The organism is Synechococcus sp. WC101, assembly GCF_047461555.1.
Classification (GTDB): domain Bacteria; phylum Cyanobacteriota; class Cyanobacteriia; order Thermostichales; family Thermostichaceae; genus Thermostichus.
The window spans coordinates 1-18,996 of sequence record NZ_JANSHG010000030.1; the positions used below are offsets into that span (position 1 = coordinate 1).

Here is an 18,996-nt window from a genome sequence, read left to right on the forward strand (position 1 = left end):
GAAGTATGTCGAGCAGCAGGCAACGCCCAGATTGTGAGACTCAGGGGCATTGAACCCCTTCGTCTCACCGCCTATCCTCCAGCCCGCCAAGCTGCGCTGTGGCGGGAGTACCCCAGAGGTTCTGATGGACGCAAGCCAACCGCTCGCTTGAGAATACCCGCCTGGTGCTCTGGGACAGCTTTGGCTGCAACCATTTCCCCCGCACCGAAGACTGGCCGGTGATGCCGGTTAGCTACATCGGCTTTCTGCTCAAGCCGTTGGGCTTCTTCGAGTGCAACCCGGCCCTGGATGTGCCTCCTCCCCCCCCCCGAAGAGCAAAAGCTGCTGTAGCTCATAGCTGCAGGGCTTGCCAGTTGGGCTAATCTTCCCCTTCTAGGATGCGGGGCACCTTGAAGAACATGTCAGCGCGGTCGGGAGCGTTGGCCAGGATCCCTTCGATATTGGGGTAGGGCTCCACTTGGTCGGGGCGAGTGGGCAGCTCCGCATCCAGCACATGAAAGGTGGGCTCTACCCCTTCCGTATCCAGTTCTTTCAGTTGCTCCACGTAGGCCAAGATATCGGCCAGTTGCTCGGTAAACTGGATTTCCTCTTCTTCCGTAAGCTCCAGCCGCGCCAGGTGGGCAACATGTTGCACCTCTTCTCGTGTCAGCATCCTTCCTTTCCGCCAGCAGGTTTGACTTCTGGTCAATCTAGCTGAACTGGGGTACTTGGGGGAAGACTCAATACAGCTCCAGGTTGGCGCGTCCCGTGGTCTTGAGCCAGTTTTGCGCCTCGATGTAGTTGTTGGGGGCAATGCGAATGGCGCGGATCCAGTATTGAGCCGCCTCATCGAACAGGGCCTCTGCCGTCTCCTCATCCCCGGCCTGCAGGCTCTGCTCGCCCTTGTGGTGCAGCAAGACGGCAATGTTGTTTAGGGCAGAACAGAGGCGGGGGTTCAGCTCCAGGGCCTGGTGGTAGTACTCCAGGGCTTTGTCCAGTTCGCCATTGCTCTGGTAGATCAGGCCCATGTTGTAGAGGATGTAGCTGCGGTCTTCGTCGTCTTGCTCCAGGGCCAGGGCTTCTCGGTAGTTTTCTAGAGCCTCGGCATATTCTCCCTCGCTCTGGGCCGCCATGCCGTCCCGGTAGTAGGCAAAGGCCTTCTTCTGCTCAGGACTCACCCCCGGCATCAGCTTCAGGATCAGGTCAGCCATGACGGTGAAGGTTTTGTCGATGAAGTTGTCGTTCTTCATGCTGCGCGGCATGATTGACCCCCTTAGAGCGCAGGACAGGGTATCTCTTCTTTGGGTTGTAGCATGCCTATGGGATCCCGTGCGTGGCCTCAAGCCGGATGCTGGCCGGGGCGAGAAGAAGCTGAGGGGCGCTTGCGCAGGCGTACAGGATGCCACTGCACGGTTTCGCCAGGGGAGACCTCCACCTCACAGGCCGTGTCGATGAGCCGTTGCGCCTGGGCTTGAGGGGTGGGATAGCGGGCCAGATCTGCATCCACCAGATGGGGGTGCTCCTGCAACAGCCGCACAAGGAACTCCTGCAATTCCTCAGGGGTGAGAAATTGCTCTGGCAGGCCCGGGATCAGCAGCACGTAGTGGTTGGCAGCACGCAGCAGTTCTGGCTCCGGGTCTGCCATGGTTTCGGGTTGCTGTCTTTCTTCCCTCATAAACCAACGGGTTGCGGCTCTCTTGATATCCTGAACAAAGACTTTCTTGGTTCTCGTCCTCCCTCTTGTTGGCGTTTGAGATCGCTTTTCCTATGGCCAAGCCGCGCACGCTTTCTGGAATCCAGCCCTCCGGCGAGTTGCACCTGGGCAATTACTTGGGGGCCATTAAAAACTGGGTGGCCGAGCAGGAGCGCTACGAGAACTTCTTCTGCATTGTGGATCAACATGCCATTACTGTGCCCCAGGATCCCGAGCTGCTGAGGGAGCGCACCCGTTCTTTGTTTGCTCTCTACCTGGCCTGTGGCCTCAGCCTGGAGCACTGTGTGCTGTTTGTGCAGTCCCACGTGCCCGCCCACACGGAGCTGGCCTGGCTGTTCACCACCATCACCCCTATGAACTGGGCGGAGCGCATGATCCAGTACAAGGAAAAAAAAGAGAAGCAGGGAGAGGAAACGAGTGTTGGCCTGTTCAGCTACCCGATTTTGCAGGCAGCGGATATTCTCCTCTACCAGCCCAAGTATGTGCCGGTAGGGGAGGATCAGCGGCAGCACATCGAGCTGTGTCGGGACATTGCCCGCCGCTTTAACGACCGCTTTGGGGAGGTGTTTGTGATCCCAGAGGCGCTGATTCGCCCGCAGGGGGCGCGGATCATGAGCTTGACCGATGGCACCCGCAAAATGTCTAAGTCGGATCCCTCGGATTTCAGCCGCATTCACTTGCTAGACGACCCCGACACGATCCGCAAGAAGATCCAAAAATGCAAGACCGACTCGATTCGGGGCATTGCCTTCGACGACCCGGCACGCCCGGAGGCCCACAATTTGCTGACGATCTACATGCTCACCTCCGGCAAAAGCAAGGAGGAGGTGGCGGCTGAGTGCGCCGAGATGGGATGGGGACAGTTCAAGCCCCTCCTCGCCGACAGCATTATCGCCACCCTGGAGCCCATTCAAAAGCGCTACCGGGAGCTCTCGAGTGACCCCGACTACCTCCACGGGCTGATGCGGGAAAATGCCGCCAAGGCCCGTGCCGTGGCCGAGCAAACCCTCCAAAAAGCGCGGGATGCCATGGGGTTTCTGCCCCCCTAGGAGAAGGCTCCCTTAGTCGGGTCGGCCATCGCGGATCTCGACGGTGCTGAACTCCAGGCCCAGCTCCGAGAGGATCCCTGGCCAGGCCAGGCGCAGGCGCTCCTGCCACTCCTGCCGGTGGTTGATGACATACACGCAGACCAGGGTAATGCCCACTCCCACCCATTGCACCGGCGTCAGGGTCTCGCCCAGGAAGGTACTGCCGAAGAGGAGGGCAAAGATGGGGGTGAGAAACGTGAGGGAGCTGAATTCGGTGAGATTTTCCTGAGAGGCGAAGTAGAAGAAGAGGGCGTAGGCCACGGCGCTCCCCATCACCGAAGCGTAGAGCAGGCCCAGCCAGTGGGCGCCGCTCAGGTGCTGCCATTGCTCGCTTTCTGTTAGCGCCGAGAGCAGGATCAAGGGCAGGCTGCCCAATACCATGTGCCAGCCTGTCGCCAACACCGGATCCGCCACCTCCGCCACCTTCGGCATCATCACGGTGCCAATGGCCATCGACAGGGAAGCCAGCAACATCCAGACCACGCCGGCCCCCACCTGCAGGGATCCTTCCCCGCCGAGGCCGATAAGGCTGATACCGACCACGCCCAGCCCCAGACTCAGCCAGCCCAGGGATCCCATCCGCTCCCGGTAAAACCAGGTGGCCATCAGGGCCACCGCCAGCGGCTGCGAGTCGATCAGCACGGATCCCAGCCCGGCGCCGGTCTCTCTCAACCCTTGCGCCAAAAATCCCTGAAAACAGGTGCCGTCCACCAGGGCAAAGGCCAAGACCCACAGCCACCCCCGCAGCCCCTGGGGATGCCAGGGCTGAGAGGCCGCAGAGGCCCGCCCTTGCCAAAGCCGAAAGGCTAAAACCAGGATCCCGGCTGGCAACAGCCGCAGAATGGCCATGAAGAGAGGAGTGGTCTCGGAGAGGGCATCTCGCATGGCCACCATCGCCGAGCCCCACAGGAAAAAAGGGGCGATCATCAACAGGCGTTGCCAGATAGGCTGAGGAAACAGGCCAGATTGCGCCATAGGTGCTTCCAACTCGCAGACAGAAATCAACCCTATGTTAAGCGCTGCGGCAGTTCGGTTACAAATCTTAATTACTGATCAATGACTGATGGGTGATGGGCAGCATGGGATCCCTGGAGGGCTTTCTCAACCTGGATAAGCCGGCCGGGCTCACCTCCCACGACTGTGTGGCGGTGGTGCGGCGGGTCTTGCGCACCCGCCAGGTGGGGCATGGCGGCACTTTGGATCCGGCGGCAACGGGAGTTCTGCCCATTGCCGTGGGGCGGGCGACGCGCTTTTTGGCGTTTTTGTCGGGGGACAAGGTCTATCGGGCCACCTTTCGCTTTGGGCAGCGCAGCGACACCGACGATGCCGAGGGGCAGATCCAGGTGGGATCCCCTTGTCCGGAGCTGAGCCGCGAGCAGGTGGAGGAATGTCTGCGGGAGTTTGTCGGCGAGATCTGGCAGGTGCCGCCTCTTTACAGCGCCATCAAGCGGCAGGGGAAAAAGCTCTACGAGCTGGCCCGGGCCGGGGCAGAGGCGGCAGAACTGGGGCTGGAGCCGCGGAGAGTAGTGATTCGACACCTGCAGATCTTGGGCTGGCGCTCTGGCGAGTTCCCGGAAGTGGATCTGGAGATCGCCTGTGGCCCCGGCACCTACATCCGCGCCCTCGCCCGCGACGTGGGGGAGAAATTGGGCTGCGGAGGCTTGATGAGCCGCCTGCGACGGCTGCAAAGTGGCCCTTTTCGCAGCGAAGAGAGCCTGCCCCTGGAGCAGTGGCAGGGATCCGCCGATCCCGCTGCTGCCCTGTTGCCGATTGAGTGGGGATTTCGCAGTTGGAACTCAGTATTCTTATCTCCGGCTGAGGCGCAGCGCTGGCGACAAGGTCAGGCCATTCCTCTGGATCCGGCTCAGGCCACTGCCGAGACCCTGCGGGTCATGAGCGGAGAGGGAGAATTTTTGGGCTTGGGGCACAGCCAAGCAGGTCAGCTCAAGCCGCTGCGGGTGTTGCTGCCGGATCCCTAGAGCGTTGCAGAAAAGTTACATTTTCGTAACAACATCTGCCATTGGCTGAGGAGAAGGCGGGAAAGAACCCCCCGCATGCTAAACTTCTGGGGGCAAGCGGGGAGCTCGGAGCGCTGCCGGTGTTGGGCTCTGGCTCGATTTTCCAAGGTTGGCCTTTGGACGTTGCCGGCAAAATTCTCATCTCAAGCTACTTTTACATAGAGTTACAGGAAGGGAGTTGGGGATATGCGGGATGCCGTAACCACACTGATCAAAACCTATGACCTGGCCGGCCGCTACTTGGATCGGAATGCCATGGACGCGCTCAAGGCCTTTTACGATTCGGGTCTGCGGCGCATCCAGGCCGTGCAGGTGATTAACCTCAACTCGGTGGACATTGTCAAGACGGCTGCTGCGGCCATGTTTGCCCAGGTGCCGGATCTAATCCGTCCGGGCGGCAACGCCTATACCACCCGCCGCTACGCCACCTGTTTGCGGGATATGGACTACTTCCTGCGCTACGCTTCCTACGCCCTGGTGGCCGCTGATACCAGCATCTTGGACGAGCGCGTCCTGGCTGGTCTGCGGGAAACCTACAACTCCCTGGGGGTGCCGATTGCCCCGACAGTGATCGGGATCCAGAACATGAAGCAGCGCACCCTGGAGCTGCTCGGCTCCGACGAGGATTACAGCTTTGTGGCCGAGCCCTTCGATTACATGAGCGCTAAACTCAGCGAAACCGACATCTAACCTACTCGTCGGCGTAGGGATTGGCCGGCACCGGTATTGGCTCCACCTGATCGGCCAGGATCACCAACTGAGGCTGGCCATCCCGTTGCTCCACGGCCATCCGCCCTTCCAGACGCAGCCAACTGTCCGGAGCCAGTTCCTCCGAGCGGGGCCAGCGCACCGGCAAGCCGACCGGGTAGGCATCGGCAGCGCAGCAACTCACCAAAAAGCGAGCGATGACAAAGTGGTCAGGTTGCTCGTCAGGAACGACGAACCCCTGCACCTGCACCGGCTGGCCTTCATAGGTATAGGGATCCGGGTAGACATCCAGGGTGCGCACCCAGTCCAGCAGGGTGCGCTGGCGTGGATCAATCTTGGGACGAAAAGCCTGCGGCTGGCTGCGAGAGGCACCCAAATAGGGAGATACCCCCCGGTTGAGGGCCGTCTGGCTGGAGAGGGGACGGGGCTCGACCCAAAACCCCAGCAGCGCCGTCAGGATCAAGAGCGCCGCCCCCAGGCGCGACCCCAACAGGGAGACATGGCTTTCCGAGGGCGCGACTTTGGCCCCCCGCCACCGGCCAATCCCCAGGCCCAGCAGGCACAGGCCGGCCAGCAGAGCCACGTTTACATAGGCGGGGTTAATCAACAGCAGCAGGGTGCCCCGCCAGCGGTAGACGATGAGCAGGCTCCCCAGGAGCATCAGCCCAGCAGCATCCCAATAGGCTGGGTTACCCCAGCCGAGCCAGGAGCGCGATCCCAGGCCAGCTCTAGTTGCTTTTGACCGTGCCTTGCCGCCGAGAGAGCCAGAACCACCTGCGGGCATGGGCTACCGCTTGCCTCCACAACTCCGAAGCTTAGTTTAGGGCAAGGGATCCCTGGAGCGGTTCTCTTGGCTTATGCTACTAACCATTGTTCAGAGACCCCCTTGCCGGTGTATCCTCAGGAGCGCGGCGGCAATCGCGAGGCAGCAAGTCGAGCAAACCGAGCCTGAACACTTGAGAAGATGAAAGCCATCCTCATGAGCGTGCCGGGTGGGCCGGAGGTTTTGCAACTGCAGGAGGTGCCCGACCCGCAGATTCGCGGCGAGCGGGAGCTGCGTGTCCGCCTCAAGGCCGCCGGCGTCAACCCCATCGACACCAAGCTGCGGCGGCGAGGCACCTTCTACCCCGAGGAGATGCCGGCCATTTTGGGATGCGATGGCGCCGGCGTTGTAGAAGCCGTGGGATCTGGGGTCAGGCAGTTTCGGGTTGGGGACGAAGTTTACTTCTGCCACGGCGGCCTGGGCAGAGAGGCGGGGAACTACGCCGAGCTAATCGTGGTCGATGAGCGCTTCGTCGCTCCCAAGCCCAGAACCCTCAGCTTTGCCGAGGCTGCCGCCGCTCCCCTGGTGCTGATCACCGCCTGGGAAGCCCTCTACGACCGGGGACGGCTGCAGGCCGGCCAAAAGGTGCTCATCCACGCCGGGGCAGGGGGTGTTGGCCATGTGGCCGTCCAACTGGCCCGTCTGCGGGGATGCCAAGTGGCTACCACCGTGAGCACGCCGGAAAAGGCCGAGTTTGTCCGTTTGCTGGGGGCCAGCTTGCCCATCTTCTATCGCCAGACCGACTTTGTGCGGGCCGTTCTGGATTGGACGGAGGAGGAGGGAGTGGATCTTGCTCTCGATACCCTTGGCGGCCCAGTGCTGGAGCAGACCTTCCCTGCCGTGCGCGTGTACGGCGATCTCGTGACCCTGCTGGCGCCAGCTCCAGAGACCGATTGGCGGGTGGCCCGCGACCGCAACTTGCGAGTGAGCTTTGAGCTGATGCTCACCCCTATGCTGAAGAACCTCATCGTTGCTCGGCAAAACCAGGCGGAGATCCTCCGGCAGTGCGCCCGCCTCATCGACCAGGGCCAACTGCGCATCCGGCTCAGCCACACCTTTCCCCTGGCCGAAGCGGCTGCCGCTCACCGGCTGCTGGAACAGGGATCCGTTTTGGGCAAAATTGCCTTAACCATCTCCGACTAGGCATGCTGGAGGAGGCCCTGCCCAGATCCGAGTCTATGGCCGCTCCCCTCACCCCTCACCTGTTGGAGAACGAGAGCTTCTACGAGAATGCCCTCTGCTGGCTAGGGCGACCGCAGACGGCCTATCGGCTGCTGAGCGAGGCGGTTTTTCCGGCCATCTCCTCTTGGGTGCGGGGAGAGGTGGACAGCTACTCCTTCAATCACTGGCAGCCGGAGGACGTGCGCACCTTTCTCTACCCGGTGGTGGCTCTGGGAGACCAGGAGACCCTTGTTCTCGCCAGCGAGGCCCTGCTCCTCTGCGGCAGTGGCAACTACTACAACCCCTGTGACTTGGCCATTGTGGTCTTCGTGCAGCAGCCCCAAGAGCTGTTCAGCCAACTGATGCAGCGCATCCGCCGCGCCGAGGCCATCATCACCCGCGGGCCGGAGGTGCGCATGCTCTCTGAACAGGTGAGCCTGGCCAAGCGGGGGCGAGACTACATCAACACTAAGTATCTGGTCTGGCCCTACGCCCTCTCTGCTGCCGCTCAAGATACTTTGGTTAAACAGGGGATCAGCATTATCCGTCTTTCACCGCAAGCGGCCGCCCTGCCCTTGGGAGACTAAGCTGAGGGCAATTTGGAGGAAAATGAGGATCCCTGACTTTTCCGTCTCCATCTTTATGGCCGATGCCCACCTGCCGCCGCTAATCCAAGCGATGTTGGATCCGGGGTTTTACCCCCATCCGGTGCGGGAGCCGATTCAGCTCGTCCAAACCCACATTTCCTACATTTTCTTGACAGGGAACTACGCCTATAAGGTGAAGAAGCCTCTGGATTTTGGCTTTTTGAATTTCACCACCCTGGAGCGGCGACGCTACTTTTGTCAAGAAGAGCTGCGCCTGAACCAGCGCGGAGCGCCAGGGCTTTATCTACAGGTGTTGCCCATTGTGCAAGCCGAGGGCCGGTTTCAGCTTGACGGCAGTGGCGAGCCCGTGGAGTACACCCTCAAAATGCGGCAGTTTCCTCAAGAGCAACTCTTTAGCAACCTCCTCGAGCGGGGGGAGCTGACGCCACTCTTAATGGAGGAGCTAGGACGGGTGGTGGCGGCCTTTCACGCCCAGGCGGAGACCAACGACTACATCCGCAGCTTTGGCCGGCCAGAGCAGGTGCGGCAGGCTTTCGACGAGAATTACGCCCAAACCCAGCGCTACATTGGCGGCCCTCAGACGGCAGATCAATATCGGGAGACCCAAGCCTACACGGATCGCTTTTTTGCCGAGCGACAGGAGCTGTTTTACCAGAGAATTGAGCAAGACCGCATCCGCGAAGGCCACGGGGATCTGCATCTTGGCAACCTCTGTTGGTGGGAAGGCCAGATCTTGCTGTTTGATTGCATTGAGTTCAACGAGGCCTTCCGCTTTGTGGATACGATGTACGACGTATCCTATGCAGTGATGGATCTGGATGCCCGCCATCGCCCCGATCTGGGCAACGCCTATTTGAACAGCTATCTGGAAGAGACAGGCGATTGGGAAGGACTCAAGATCTTGCCCATTTACCTCAATCGCCAGGCCTACGTGCGGGCCAAGGTCACCTCTTTTTTGCTAGACGATCCTGCCGCCTCGGAAGCTGCCAAAGCCAATGCCTTCCACACTGCCGCCCGCTACTACCGACTGGCCTGGGAATACACGCTGCCCAAACAGGGGCAGTTGTTTCTGATGGCCGGCCTGTCGGGAGCGGGCAAAAGCACGGTGGCCCGCCACCTGGCCCGACAGCGAGGGGCCATCCACATCCGCTCCGACGCCGTGCGCAAGCATTTGGCTGGGATCCCTCTGCGGCAGCGAGGGGGGCCAGAGGTGTATACGCCCGAGATGACCGACAGGACTTATCGCCGCCTGGTGCAATTGGGAGTGGAGTTGGCCCGGGAAGGTTACAGCGTGATTCTGGACGCCAAGTTTGACCGGCAAGCGCTGCGGGGCATGGCAATTGAACAAGCCCAACGGTGCCGGATCCCGTTGTGCATCCTCTACTGCCACGCCCCTGAACCTGTCCTCCGCGAGCGGCTGCAACGGCGAACGCTCCCTGCTTCGAGCCTGGGTGAGCCGCTGAACCTCGCCGACATTGCCGATGCCACCGCCGATCTCCTTGCCCAGCAGCAGGCGCAGTGGCAGGATTTTTCCGAGGGGGAGCGGCGCTTGCTGCAGGTTTTGGATACCAGCCAAGATTGGCAAGCGCAACTGCAGCAGATCTAGGTCTCGACTCCAACTGACCAAGGTTACCGGCAAAGCGCATGCTGCCGTTTCCGGGTTAGAGGCTGACCGCAGCCCCTGCTGATCTCAGGCGGCGGTCAGGTGAAGAGTTTTTCTCTGGGAAGAGAGTTGGGCAAGAATTGAGGCGGTGCAGGAGGAGACCCCAGTGAGCGAGGTAACGGCTGAAGATTTACGCCTGATGTTTCTGTTTGAAGGCTTTTCCCCTGAGGTGCTCGAGCCGCTGGCCCGCCAGATGTTGCTGCGCTCCCACCCTGTTAACCAAGCCATCCTGCTACAGAACGACTGGGGCAACGCCGTCTATTTCATCCTGGAGGGTTGGGTCAAGATTCGCACTCACGATCTGGAGGGCCGGGAGGTTACCCTCACCATTCTTGGCCCAGGGGAGATCTTCGGGGAAATGGCCGCCTTGGACGAGGCGCCCCGTTCCAGCGATGTGATTGCCCTGACAGCCACCAAGGTCTGCTCTCTGTCGGCCCAGAACTTTCTGGCCCTTTTGGCTGCCGATGCGCAGGTTGCCATCCGCCTTGCCCAGCTCTTGTCGCGACGTTTACGGCAGATCAACCGTCGCCTGCAATTGCGGGAGGCCAGCAGCGTCGCTCGCGTCGCCGATATCCTGCTCTTCTTGGCGGAGTCCCGCGGGCGGGTCGGTTGCAAGGGGGTAGAAATTCCCAATTTGCCCCACCGGGAGCTGAGCAGCTTGAGTGGCCTGGCCCGGGAAACGGTTACCCGTGTCTTGTCTAAGCTGGAGCAGGAGGAGCTGATCCGCCGGGATCGGCAGCGGGACATCCTCTGCATCCCCCAGATGGATGCCCTGGAAAAGCTAATTGGCTAAAGCGAGGGTTGCCACCTGTTGCCAAAAGCCCTCTTGGCATTCTAAAATGATAGTCCCAGAGCCGGGATAGCTCAGTTGGTAGAGCAGAGGACTGAAAATCCTCGTGTCACCAGTTCGAGTCTGGTTCCTGGCATCTGCCAATAACAGGTCAAGATGGGCTCAGGGCTGCAACCTGAGCCTTTTTGTTGCCGGGAATTCCCAGTTCTTGCCTTTTGCGAAACCGCTTCTGCCGGCTCTATGGCAAAAATTAGTTCTCGCGGCGCACAGCGCTCTCGTGCCACCTGCCCAGTATCTTGTCCGACAAAGCGCTCAAGGCCACAAAGATCAGGATCCCTAGGCCGGTAACCAGCACCAAGGCGGCAAACATGCGAGGCACCTGCAAATTAAAGCTGGAGATCAAGATTTGGTAGGCGATCCCGGCCCGTTGCCCACCGGTGCCGGCGACAAACTCCGCCACCACGGCCCCGATCAAAGAAAGGCCGCCGCTAATGCGCAGACCTCCCAGGAAGTAGGGCAGGGCACTGGGCAGACGCAAGTAGATCAAGGTTTGCCAGCGATTGGCCTTGTACAGTTGAAACAGGTTGAGCAGGTTGTGATCGACACTGTTTAATCCCAGGGTGGTGTTGGAGATAATGGGGAAAAAGGCGACAATCCAAGCGCAAACCACCATCGCAGCAAAGGTGTTGTTGCGCAGCCAGATGATGATCAACGGCGCGATGGAAACGATGGGTGTTGTTTGCAAAATCACCGCATAGGGAAAGAGGCTGCGCTCAATCCATTTGCTCTGGGCAAACAAAATCGCCAGCAAAAGCCCCGAGACTGTGGCCAAAAGGAACGCCACCACCGTAATTTGTAGGGTGATCAAAAGGGAAGGGAAAAGGGATCCCCACTCCCGCACCAGGGTTTGCGCCACCAAAATCGGCCCCGGCAATAGATAGGGAGGCACCCCCGTCAGCCGCACGGCCACTTCCCAGCCCACCAGAAAAAGGATCCCGACGATCCCAGGGGCAATCACGTCCAGGTTGAACCACTTGCGCAGATCCAACCCTTGCCCAGAGGTCGGCGGCGCAGAGCCAGGTACCTTAGCCGCATCGGTGGGTTGGGGCCTGAGTTGTTCTTCCACCGCGCTGCTCAGCCGAGGCAGCTCCCCATCCAGCCAGAGCCCAAAGGGGCGCTCTGGCGCGCCAAGCAGGGATCCCAGCCAGCGAGACAGCCAATCGAGAAGGAAACTGAAAGGACTCAGCATAGGGTAGGGGGAATCAAGGGGCTCTAACACCGGGAATGCTGCCAAAGGGGGATCCCGTCAGCCCAGCCGTCCGGCGGAGAGGGGGCGCAGGCAGGGATCCCGCTCCGTGTCGTGCATGGCCTCCCGCAAACGGGTCGCGACCTCCCGGCAATAGTCGTTGTAAAGGGGCGAGGTGCGAAACTCTTCCGAGCGGGGGTAGGGCGCCTCAATGGGGATATCCGCCACCACCCGCCCTGGGCGGGCTGCCATCACCACCACGCGGTTGGACAGATAGACGGCCTCGTAAATGTTGTGGGTAACAAAAATCACCGTCCAGCGCTTCTCCTGCCACAACTCCAGCAGTTCGCCGTTCAGCTTGCTGCGGGTGATCTCATCCAAAGCACCAAAAGGCTCGTCCATCAGCAACACCTGCGGCTTGGTTACCAAGGCGCGGGCAATGGAAGCCCGCATGCGCATACCGCCGGACAGCTCGCGGGGAAAATGGCGCTCAAACCCCCGCAAGCCCACCAGGTGGAGGGCTTCCAAAACCTCTCGATCGGCTTTTGGCCGAGGCTCACCGGCCAACTTCAGGGGCAGGCGCACATTGTCCATCACCGTTGCCCAGGGCATGAGGGCCGGCTCCTGAAACACAAAGGCCAATTTGGGCTTCCCTTGGGAGGTGTTTTGCCCCCACTCGATAGAGCCGGTGGTTAGGTCACCTAACCCTGCGATCAGCCGCAGCACCGTGCTTTTCCCACAGCCAGAGGGCCCCACCAAGCTGACGAACTGCCCCTCCTGGATGGCCATGTTCATGTCTTGCAAAGCCACCGTGCCATTGGCATAGACCTTGCTGACATGGTTAAGGGTAATGACAGGGGCGGGCATGGCTCGCGGTTCCTAGAGCAGAGGGCAAAGGGATCCCTTCCCAATCCAGAAAGAGAAGGGCGCACATTACCATTAAAACAACACTATCTGTCGCCTCTGCTGCGGTAGGCACAGCTACACCCCCCGACCTGGTTTCCAGAGAGTTTCTCGGGCAAAACTTGCCAGTTGCCAACCCTGGCCCTCAACCCCGATCTGAGCGCCAAGCCGGTATGATAGTGCCGATCACCCCCTGGCCCCAGAATCTATGGGATCCCAATTTAAACGGGTTGCAGGCGCCGTTACCGCCCCGCGAGGGTTCCGCGCTGCTGGCGTGGCTGCTGGCCTCAAGCCCTCCGGCGCTGCCGATCTCGCCCTAATTGTTTCCGACTGCGAGGCGGTGGGGGCTGGCGTTTTCACCAGCAACCAGGTCAAGGCCGCCTGTGTTACCTACAACCAAGGGATCCTCGCCCAAGGGCAGCCGGTGCGGGCCATTCTCTGCAATGCCGGCCAAGCCAACGCCTGTACAGGAGAAGAGGGGGAGCGCAACAACGCCCAACTGGCCCTCTGGGTAGGAGAACGGCTGGGGATCCCGGCCCAACAGGTGCTCACTGCCTCGACAGGGGTGATCGGGCGGCAATTGGAAATGGCCAAAATCGAGGCGGCCCTGCCCCGCCTGATCGACAGCCTCTCGCCGACAGGAGGAGAGAGCGCCGCCCGCGCCATCCTCACCACCGACCTGGTGACCAAGAGTACAGCCCTGGAGGCCGAGATCGACGGCTACACCGTCAGGCTGGGAGGCATCGCCAAGGGATCCGGTATGATCCACCCCAACTTGGCGACGATGTTAGCTTTCCTAACCTGCGATGCAGCCGTGGATCCTCCCCTCTGGCAGCAGATCCTCAAAGAGGCGGTTGACCTCAGCTTTAACCAAATCACCGTGGACGGGGATACCAGCACCAACGACATGGTGCTGGCTCTGGCCAACGGCCAAAGTGGGATTCCCACCCTGCAAGCTGGCACGAGAGCTGCCCAAGCCCTCGCCGAGATGGTTGTCCAGGTTTGCATTCACCTGGCTAAGGCCATCGCCCGCGACGGCGAGGGAGCCACCAAGTTGTTGCAGATCCGGGTGCAGGGCGCCCCCGACGACAGGTCAGCTCGGCAGATAGCCCGTGTCATTGCCGGCTCTCCCCTGGTGAAGGCGGCAGTTTTTGGCAACGATCCCAACTGGGGCCGGGTGGCCGCCGCCGCCGGACGGGCTGGGATCCCCTTTGACAGCCGTCGCTTGGAGGTTCGCCTGGGGGATTTTCTGCTGCTGCAGGGGGGAATGCCTCTGGCTTTTGATCGCCAGGCGGCCTCTGAGTACCTAAAGAGAGGGGATCCCGTAACCTTTACGGTAGACCTCCACCAGGGATCTGGCCAGGGCGTTGCCTGGGGCTGTGACCTCAGCTACGACTACGTGCGCATCAACGCCGAGTACACCACCTAGACAGCCCGCGGCAGCCAGGAGCCCTAGAAGCTGAGGCTCTCCCAGGAGACGTTGATGTCTTCCAGGAGCAGCGACTTGTTGTAGATCTGCAGGATGATCAGCAAGAAGATGCCGAACAGCACCATAAAGACCGCCATCAAAGGCGTGGTGCCCCAGCCAGGGGCCACCTTGCCGTATTCCGAGTTGAGAGGACGCAGCAGATCGCCCAGTTTGGTACGAATCGCCATAGGTTCTCGCGATAGGTCAAAGAGAGGACAGGTTTGCCAACTTGGAGGTCAGCACGGCGGCAGATCCCAGCCAGACAACCTCCTTTTAAAATCACGCTAACAGAATCTGGTCACTCCCCTTTGCCGCCGGCAATGAATTGTAAACTTGTGTAATATGTAGGGAGATTCTCTCAGAACTGAAGAGCTAACCATGGAATCCACCCTTTCGCTGGTTGTGGCCATTGCGGCAATAACCATCTGCATCACCGCCTTTGCCATCTACACCGCCTTTGGCCCCCCTTCCAAAAACTTGCAGGATCCCTACGAGATGCACGAGGATTGAAGCCGGTTGTTGTGCGGTTCCGCTGCATGCCTGTTCGGTTGCCCTCCCGTCTCTCCTTCCACAAATACCAGGGGCTGGGGAACGACTTTATCTTGGTGGACAACCGCCACCAGCCGCAGCCCTGTCTGACGCCTGAGGAAGCCGTTGCCCTCTGCAACCGCCGCTTTGGCGTGGGGGCCGATGGGGTTATCTTTCTGCTGCCGGGGCAGGAGGGGGCCGACTTCAGCATGCGCCTGTTCAACAGCGACGGCTCGGAGGCGGAGATGTGCGGCAACGGCATCCGCTGTTTGGCCCGCTTTTTGCAGGATCTGGGGATCCCTGGCCAGGACGGCGCCTACCAGATCCACACCTTGGCGGGGCGGATCGTGCCGCAGGTGCGGCCCGATGGCTTGGTAACAGTGGACATGGGGATCCCTCGCCTCTTGGCCGGGCAGATCCCCACCACGCTGGCCAAACCAGAGGAAAAGGTGGTGCGGCAGCCCCTGCAGGTAGGCGGGCGGGAGTGGGCGGTGACGGCGGTGAGCATGGGCAACCCCCACTGTGTGGTCTTTTTGGAAGAAGGGGGATCCCTGGAAGAGCTGGACTTGGCAGCTGTGGGCCCCCTGTTTGAGCATCATCCGGCCTTTCCTGAGCGCACCAACACCGAATTTGCCCAGGTGCTCGGCCCAAATTACCTGCGGCTGCGGGTTTGGGAGCGGGGGGCAGGGGCGACGCTGGCCTGTGGGACAGGCGCCTGTGCCGCCTTGGTGGCCGCCGTTTTGGAAGAGCGGGCCGAGCCGCAAGCCACGGTGGAGCTGCCGGGAGGCAATCTGGAGATTCGCTGGGATCCCGATACCCAACACGTGTGGATGACCGGCCCTGCCCTACACGTCTTCAGCGGCACCACTGCCGGTTGAGAACTAGGCTCCCAGACCCAACAGGAGGATGGCCAGGAGGCCGAGGATCCCATAGGCAACGCTCCAGCCCTGCCGCCAGATCAGCGCCACTGCCAGGCCCAATAAGACCAAGCCCAAGCCCAGGCCAAGGCGGAGAAATAGAGGGTGTACAAACTGGCTGAGGGAGCGTTTGAGCCAGGGGAAGATCACCCCCAAGGCGAAGGCCAGTCCTACGGGGATCCAATCGATCCAACCTGTCTGCTCCCAGCCCCCCAACAGGTAAAAGCCGCCCAGACAAAGGCCCAGGCAGAAAAACAGCACCCGCATGCCGGGATAGTCTTGTCGATAGTTGAAAGCAAGGCTTCGGAGCTCCTTGGGGTGGGCCAAGACCAATGGCTCTACAGCAAAGCTTTCGCTCCACTCCGGCGCTTCTTCAGTTTGTCCGCGGCACCAAAGGTAAACGTTGACCTTGCGCAACCCTTGCAGCAGAGAGGCTTCCACCGCACTGCGCACCACCTCCATCACCTGCAGGGTATCCACCACATCGCCCGGCAGCCGTTCCAGCAGCACGTTGAGAACAGGCCCCTTCAGCTCGGCTCGGCCAAACAGCCGCAAGTTGGCAAGCTTGTAATCGAGGATTTGGTTCAAGATTTTGAGCTGGCGGCGCATGGGATCCCGCGAACAGAGAGCCGTCGTTCGACCGGTTGACTTCAAGCTTCAACATGACCGGTATGACCAGTTTAATGGCTTGGGCCAGAGCAGCAGAAAAGAGGCGTTGCCGGTGTGAAAGGGAAGTGGGACTATCCCATGAGGGTGCGAATGCACCGGCGAATGCTGAGGTTGGATTGCTCCAAGTCGGCAAATCCGCTCAGAAGAGTTCCCTGGCCGTCCAAAAGCAGCAAAGCGGCCTGTTGGCGAAAATTGATCCCAGGCAAGGTTGCAGCGGCTATTTCTTGCAGCTTCTGGATGGTTGCTCCCTCAAAATCGACCGAGACATACACAAACGGAGAAACCAGGCGGGGATCCGTCGGTACACTCTCCCGGATGGCCTGCAAAACCAAATTTCGCACCAACAGCAGCCCCCTGCCATCCACCAGCACGATCTGGCGCAGCCGAGGGTTTCGCCCGAACTCCAGGGCCAAGCTTTTGGAGAGGGCTTCCGATTGCGAGCGGGTTTGGCTGTTGGTCAAGATCAACGCTTGAATGCCCTCATACCGACTTAGGTCAAGCCGATCCCCAGAAACGCTTTCCACCTTGAGGTCAAGAGATGTTTTGGGGTTGCCGTTGCTGGGGCAGTTGCCAGCTTGGGCGGGATCGAACGCACCTTGAGAAAGCAGGGCAAGGGTGGCAAACCCCAAAGCCACAAGTCTCTTTTGAACGCAAAGCCAGCAGCGGTTAGCCGGGGCACAGCAGCAGGACAGCACTCGGTTCATGGCGGGGAGCTCTGGAGCGGGCCGGCCAAATCTTAACCGATCTTCATCCTTGGTGCTCCAAAATGCCCTCTGGGCTTCTCATCCCCATTGGGTTGGTGCCCATAATGGAAGGCAGTTTCTGGTTTGCTGGCCATGACTCACGCCTCTTTGCTGGATGCCCTCAACCCTTCTCAACGGCAAGCGGTGCAACACTTTTGTGGCCCGCTGCTGGTGGTGGCGGGGGCAGGTTCCGGCAAGACGCGCGCCCTCACCCACCGCATTGCCTACCTGATTCGCCACTATCGGGTGGATCCAGGAGAAATTTTGGCCGTGACCTTCACCAACAAGGCCGCCCGCGAAATGAAAGAGCGCATTGAGCAGCTCTTTGCCGAACAAGAAGCTCAAGAACAATTTGGGATCCCCTTAGAGGAATTGGAGCCGGCCCAGGCAACGCGACTAAAATCTGCTGTTTACCACCGCTGGATTAAGCCTCTTTGGATTGGCACGTTCCACAGCTTATTTGCCCAGATCCTGCGCCTGGAGATCGAAAAATATCAGGATCCCAAGGGACGAAAGTGGACTCGCAACTTCTCGATTTTCGATGAATCGGACGCCCAATCCCTGGTTAAAGAGATTGTAACTAAGCAACTCAACTTAGATGAGCGCAAGTTCGATCCAAGATCGGTGCGCTATGCCATTAGCAATGCTAAAAATCAAGGTTGGACCCCTGCCGATCTGGAGCGCCACCAGCCCAATTTCCGAGGTCGCATCCTGGCTCAGGTTTACGAGCTCTACGAAGATCAACTGGCGGCCAATAATGCCCTCGATTTCGACAACTTAATTTGGATCCCGGTGCAACTTTTCCGCCAAAATGAGCAGGTTTTGGCCTACTGGCACCAGCGCTTTCGGCACATCTTGGTGGACGAATACCAAGATACCAACCGCACCCAGTACGAGCTGATCCGGCTCCTGGCCACCAACGGCGAGACCCGCCGCTCCGAGTGGGACTGGACCAATCGCTCCCTCTTTGTGGTGGGCGATGCAGATCAAAGCATCTATCGCTTTCGGGGGGCCGATTTCACCATTTTGCTGGAGTTTCAAGAGACCTTTGGCGATGGCCTGCCGGACGACGATACCCGCACCCTGATCAAATTGGAAGAAAACTATCGCTCCACCGCCACGATTTTGCAGGCGGCTAACGTCCTGATTGAGAAAAACACCGAGCGCATCGATAAAATTCTCCGGCCAACTCGCCCCCCCGGCCATCCCATCGTTTGCTACCAGGCGGAGGACGAAATGGCCGAGGCCGAGTTTGTGGTCAATACCATCCGGGGATTACACAGCCAAAATCCCAACTCTTCCTGGGGAGATTTTGCCATTCTCTACCGCACCAATGCCCAATCTCGCCCTTTTGAAGAGGTTTTGCTGCGGTGGGGGATCCCTTACACGGTGGTGGGGGGGCTGCGATTTTACGATCGCAAAGAGATTAAGGATGTGCTGGCCTATTTGCGGGTTGTGCTCAACCCTGCCGATTCTTTTAGCCTGTTGCGCATTATCAATGTGCCGCGGCGGGGCATCGGCAAGTCCACTCTGGACAAGCTAAGCGAAGCGGCGGCTGCCTTAAATGTGCCCCTGTGGACTATCCTCAGCGACGAGGCCTCTGTTACCAACCTGCTGGGGCGTTCGGCCAAGCCGGTTCTCCAGTTTGCCCAGCTTATCCAGCATTGGCACAGACAGATGGCCCAGGTTTCGGCTGCCGCCCTTCTGGAGGGGCTGCTGCGGGATTGCGGCTATCTGGAAGATCTCAAGGCCCAGGGCACAGAAGAGGCCGAGGAAAGGATCGCCAACGTGATGGAACTCTACAATGCCGCCCGCCAATTTGAAGAAGAACAGGAGGATCCCAGCCTCGAGGCTTTCTTGAGCAATGTGTCTTTAGCTTCCGATTTGGACACCCTTCAGGAGGGAGCTGAGAAAGTTTCGCTAATGACGTTGCATGCTTCCAAAGGGCTGGAGTTCCCGGTGGTGTTTTT

Annotated in this window: 22 protein-coding genes and 1 tRNA gene; 13 read left to right on the forward strand and 10 right to left on the reverse strand. The window is 60.1% G+C overall.

Going from position 1 to position 18,996, the window contains the following annotated elements; translation table 11 throughout:
- Window positions 1-164 precede the first annotated feature (164 nt).
- Entirely contained in the window at window positions 165-362 is a 198-nt protein-coding gene (locus NW809_RS03550) for a hypothetical protein (RefSeq protein ID WP_414401537.1), read from the forward strand.
- Here NW809_RS03550 and gatC read toward each other — a convergent pair.
- The 3 genes from gatC to NW809_RS03565 form a co-directional block, all read right to left on the reverse strand.
- Window positions 359-652, reverse strand: coding sequence for an Asp-tRNA(Asn)/Glu-tRNA(Gln) amidotransferase subunit GatC (gene gatC / locus NW809_RS03555; RefSeq protein WP_011430197.1), 294 nt, complete (start codon window positions 650-652; stop codon window positions 359-361). The two genes, NW809_RS03550 and gatC, sit on opposite strands and share 4 nt — an antisense overlap.
- Window positions 653-719: 67 nt before the next feature.
- Window positions 720-1,241: a photosystem I assembly protein Ycf3 gene (locus NW809_RS03560; RefSeq protein WP_011430196.1), complete on the reverse strand. Its 522-nt coding sequence runs from the start codon at window positions 1,239-1,241 to the stop codon at window positions 720-722.
- Between the two features lie 77 nt (window positions 1,242-1,318).
- Window positions 1,319-1,624 (reverse strand): chlororespiratory reduction protein 7, encoded by a 306-nt coding sequence (locus tag NW809_RS03565; protein WP_099813191.1) that lies wholly within the window; start codon window positions 1,622-1,624, stop codon window positions 1,319-1,321.
- Window positions 1,625-1,746: 122 nt separating this feature from the next.
- Here NW809_RS03565 and trpS point away from each other — a divergent pair, with 122 nt between their 5' ends.
- Window positions 1,747-2,742 carry a tryptophan--tRNA ligase gene (trpS, locus tag NW809_RS03570; RefSeq protein ID WP_414401538.1) on the forward strand — a complete coding sequence of 332 codons (996 nt, stop codon included), beginning with the start codon at window positions 1,747-1,749 and terminating at the stop codon, window positions 2,740-2,742.
- A 12-nt stretch (window positions 2,743-2,754) separates the two neighbouring features.
- Here the strand turns inward: trpS and NW809_RS03575 are convergent, their stop codons facing one another.
- On the reverse strand, window positions 2,755-3,756 hold the full coding sequence (locus NW809_RS03575; protein ID WP_049749747.1) for a DMT family transporter: 1,002 nt from the start codon (window positions 3,754-3,756) through the stop codon (window positions 2,755-2,757).
- A 104-nt stretch (window positions 3,757-3,860) separates the two neighbouring features.
- Here NW809_RS03575 and truB point away from each other — a divergent pair, with 104 nt between their 5' ends.
- A complete protein-coding gene (gene truB, locus NW809_RS03580; RefSeq protein WP_011430192.1) occupies window positions 3,861-4,760 on the forward strand; it encodes a tRNA pseudouridine(55) synthase TruB in 900 nt (299 codons plus the stop codon).
- Between the two features lie 225 nt (window positions 4,761-4,985).
- A complete protein-coding gene (apcB, locus tag NW809_RS03585; protein ID WP_011430191.1) occupies window positions 4,986-5,489 on the forward strand; it encodes an allophycocyanin subunit beta in 504 nt (167 codons plus the stop codon).
- A gap of 1 nt (window position 5,490) precedes the next feature.
- On the opposite strand, the gene NW809_RS03590 is transcribed toward apcB, so the two are convergent.
- The gene (locus NW809_RS03590; protein WP_011430190.1) at window positions 5,491-6,168 is read right to left on the reverse strand and encodes a TIGR03943 family putative permease subunit; all 678 of its coding nucleotides are present in this window, start codon (window positions 6,166-6,168) and stop codon (window positions 5,491-5,493) included.
- A gap of 303 nt (window positions 6,169-6,471) precedes the next feature.
- On the opposite strand from NW809_RS03590, the gene NW809_RS03595 reads away from it, so the two are divergent.
- The 5 genes from NW809_RS03595 (at window position 6,472) to NW809_RS03615 (ending at window position 10,688) form a co-directional block, all read left to right on the forward strand.
- Window positions 6,472-7,473: a zinc-dependent alcohol dehydrogenase family protein gene (locus tag NW809_RS03595; RefSeq protein WP_011430188.1), complete on the forward strand. Its 1,002-nt coding sequence runs from the start codon at window positions 6,472-6,474 to the stop codon at window positions 7,471-7,473.
- A gap of 35 nt (window positions 7,474-7,508) precedes the next feature.
- Window positions 7,509-8,078, forward strand: a complete 570-nt coding sequence (locus tag NW809_RS03600) for a hypothetical protein (protein ID WP_011430187.1) — start codon at window positions 7,509-7,511, stop codon at window positions 8,076-8,078.
- Window positions 8,079-8,133: 55 nt separating this feature from the next.
- A complete protein-coding gene (locus NW809_RS03605) occupies window positions 8,134-9,705 on the forward strand; it encodes an AAA family ATPase (RefSeq protein WP_011430186.1) in 1,572 nt (523 codons plus the stop codon).
- 196 nt (window positions 9,706-9,901) lie between these two features.
- Complete coding sequence (locus NW809_RS03610) at window positions 9,902-10,555, forward strand: Crp/Fnr family transcriptional regulator (protein ID WP_011430185.1); 654 nt, start codon at window positions 9,902-9,904, stop codon at window positions 10,553-10,555.
- A gap of 60 nt (window positions 10,556-10,615) precedes the next feature.
- Window positions 10,616-10,688, forward strand: a tRNA-Phe gene (locus NW809_RS03615).
- 114 nt (window positions 10,689-10,802) lie between these two features.
- On the opposite strand, the gene NW809_RS03620 is transcribed toward NW809_RS03615, so the two are convergent.
- A complete protein-coding gene (locus NW809_RS03620) occupies window positions 10,803-11,801 on the reverse strand; it encodes an ABC transporter permease (protein WP_228375483.1) in 999 nt (332 codons plus the stop codon).
- 57 nt (window positions 11,802-11,858) lie between these two features.
- Window positions 11,859-12,665 (reverse strand): ABC transporter ATP-binding protein, encoded by an 807-nt coding sequence (locus NW809_RS03625; RefSeq protein WP_011430183.1) that lies wholly within the window; start codon window positions 12,663-12,665, stop codon window positions 11,859-11,861.
- Between the two features lie 244 nt (window positions 12,666-12,909).
- On the opposite strand from NW809_RS03625, the gene argJ reads away from it, so the two are divergent.
- Window positions 12,910-14,130, forward strand: a complete 1,221-nt coding sequence (gene argJ, locus NW809_RS03630) for a bifunctional glutamate N-acetyltransferase/amino-acid acetyltransferase ArgJ (protein WP_414401539.1) — start codon at window positions 12,910-12,912, stop codon at window positions 14,128-14,130.
- Between the two features lie 23 nt (window positions 14,131-14,153).
- On the opposite strand, the gene psbH is transcribed toward argJ, so the two are convergent.
- The gene (gene psbH, locus NW809_RS03635) at window positions 14,154-14,357 is read right to left on the reverse strand and encodes a photosystem II reaction center phosphoprotein PsbH (protein WP_011430181.1); all 204 of its coding nucleotides are present in this window, start codon (window positions 14,355-14,357) and stop codon (window positions 14,154-14,156) included.
- 190 nt (window positions 14,358-14,547) lie between these two features.
- Here psbH and psbN point away from each other — a divergent pair, with 190 nt between their 5' ends.
- A complete protein-coding gene (gene psbN, locus NW809_RS03640) occupies window positions 14,548-14,679 on the forward strand; it encodes a photosystem II reaction center protein PsbN (protein WP_011430180.1) in 132 nt (43 codons plus the stop codon).
- Between the two features lie 26 nt (window positions 14,680-14,705).
- On the forward strand, window positions 14,706-15,575 hold the full coding sequence (gene dapF, locus NW809_RS03645; protein WP_414401540.1) for a diaminopimelate epimerase: 870 nt from the start codon (window positions 14,706-14,708) through the stop codon (window positions 15,573-15,575).
- A gap of 3 nt (window positions 15,576-15,578) precedes the next feature.
- On the opposite strand, the gene NW809_RS03650 is transcribed toward dapF, so the two are convergent.
- Window positions 15,579-16,223 (reverse strand): hypothetical protein, encoded by a 645-nt coding sequence (locus NW809_RS03650; RefSeq protein ID WP_414375245.1) that lies wholly within the window; start codon window positions 16,221-16,223, stop codon window positions 15,579-15,581.
- Window positions 16,224-16,354: 131 nt separating this feature from the next.
- Window positions 16,355-16,918: a hypothetical protein gene (locus tag NW809_RS03655; protein ID WP_414401541.1), complete on the reverse strand. Its 564-nt coding sequence runs from the start codon at window positions 16,916-16,918 to the stop codon at window positions 16,355-16,357.
- 201 nt (window positions 16,919-17,119) lie between these two features.
- On the opposite strand from NW809_RS03655, the gene NW809_RS03660 reads away from it, so the two are divergent.
- Window positions 17,120-18,996, forward strand: a 1,877-nt coding sequence (locus NW809_RS03660; RefSeq protein WP_414401542.1) for a UvrD-helicase domain-containing protein, incomplete at its 3' end; no start/stop codon positions are given.

Bases quoted from the DNA above. Each gene is read 5' to 3' on its own strand.
- NW809_RS03625 (WP_011430183.1), bottom strand. From the start codon at position 12,665: ATGCCCGCCCCTGTCATTACCCTTAACCATGTCAGCAAGGTCTATGCC.
- NW809_RS03595 (WP_011430188.1), top strand. From the start codon at position 6,472: ATGAAAGCCATCCTCATGAGCGTGCCGGGTGGGCCGGAGGTTTTGCAA.
- psbN (WP_011430180.1), top strand. From the start codon at position 14,548: ATGGAATCCACCCTTTCGCTGGTTGTGGCCATTGCGGCAATAACCATC.
- NW809_RS03565 (WP_099813191.1), bottom strand. From the start codon at position 1,624: ATGGCAGACCCGGAGCCAGAACTGCTGCGTGCTGCCAACCACTACGTG.
- gatC (WP_011430197.1), bottom strand. From the start codon at position 652: ATGCTGACACGAGAAGAGGTGCAACATGTTGCCCACCTGGCGCGGCTG.
- NW809_RS03560 (WP_011430196.1), bottom strand. From the start codon at position 1,241: ATGCCGCGCAGCATGAAGAACGACAACTTCATCGACAAAACCTTCACC.
- apcB (WP_011430191.1), top strand. From the start codon at position 4,986: ATGCGGGATGCCGTAACCACACTGATCAAAACCTATGACCTGGCCGGC.
- NW809_RS03620 (WP_228375483.1), bottom strand. From the start codon at position 11,801: ATGCTGAGTCCTTTCAGTTTCCTTCTCGATTGGCTGTCTCGCTGGCTG.
- trpS (WP_414401538.1), top strand. From the start codon at position 1,747: ATGGCCAAGCCGCGCACGCTTTCTGGAATCCAGCCCTCCGGCGAGTTG.
- truB (WP_011430192.1), top strand. From the start codon at position 3,861: ATGGGATCCCTGGAGGGCTTTCTCAACCTGGATAAGCCGGCCGGGCTC.
- NW809_RS03575 (WP_049749747.1), bottom strand. From the start codon at position 3,756: ATGGCGCAATCTGGCCTGTTTCCTCAGCCTATCTGGCAACGCCTGTTG.
- dapF (WP_414401540.1), top strand. From the start codon at position 14,706: ATGCCTGTTCGGTTGCCCTCCCGTCTCTCCTTCCACAAATACCAGGGG.
- NW809_RS03610 (WP_011430185.1), top strand. From the start codon at position 9,902: ATGTTTCTGTTTGAAGGCTTTTCCCCTGAGGTGCTCGAGCCGCTGGCC.
- NW809_RS03605 (WP_011430186.1), top strand. From the start codon at position 8,134: ATGGCCGATGCCCACCTGCCGCCGCTAATCCAAGCGATGTTGGATCCG.
- NW809_RS03650 (WP_414375245.1), bottom strand. From the start codon at position 16,223: ATGCGCCGCCAGCTCAAAATCTTGAACCAAATCCTCGATTACAAGCTT.
- NW809_RS03590 (WP_011430190.1), bottom strand. From the start codon at position 6,168: ATGCTCCTGGGGAGCCTGCTCATCGTCTACCGCTGGCGGGGCACCCTG.
- psbH (WP_011430181.1), bottom strand. From the start codon at position 14,357: ATGGCGATTCGTACCAAACTGGGCGATCTGCTGCGTCCTCTCAACTCG.
- NW809_RS03600 (WP_011430187.1), top strand. From the start codon at position 7,509: ATGGCCGCTCCCCTCACCCCTCACCTGTTGGAGAACGAGAGCTTCTAC.
- argJ (WP_414401539.1), top strand. From the start codon at position 12,910: ATGGGATCCCAATTTAAACGGGTTGCAGGCGCCGTTACCGCCCCGCGA.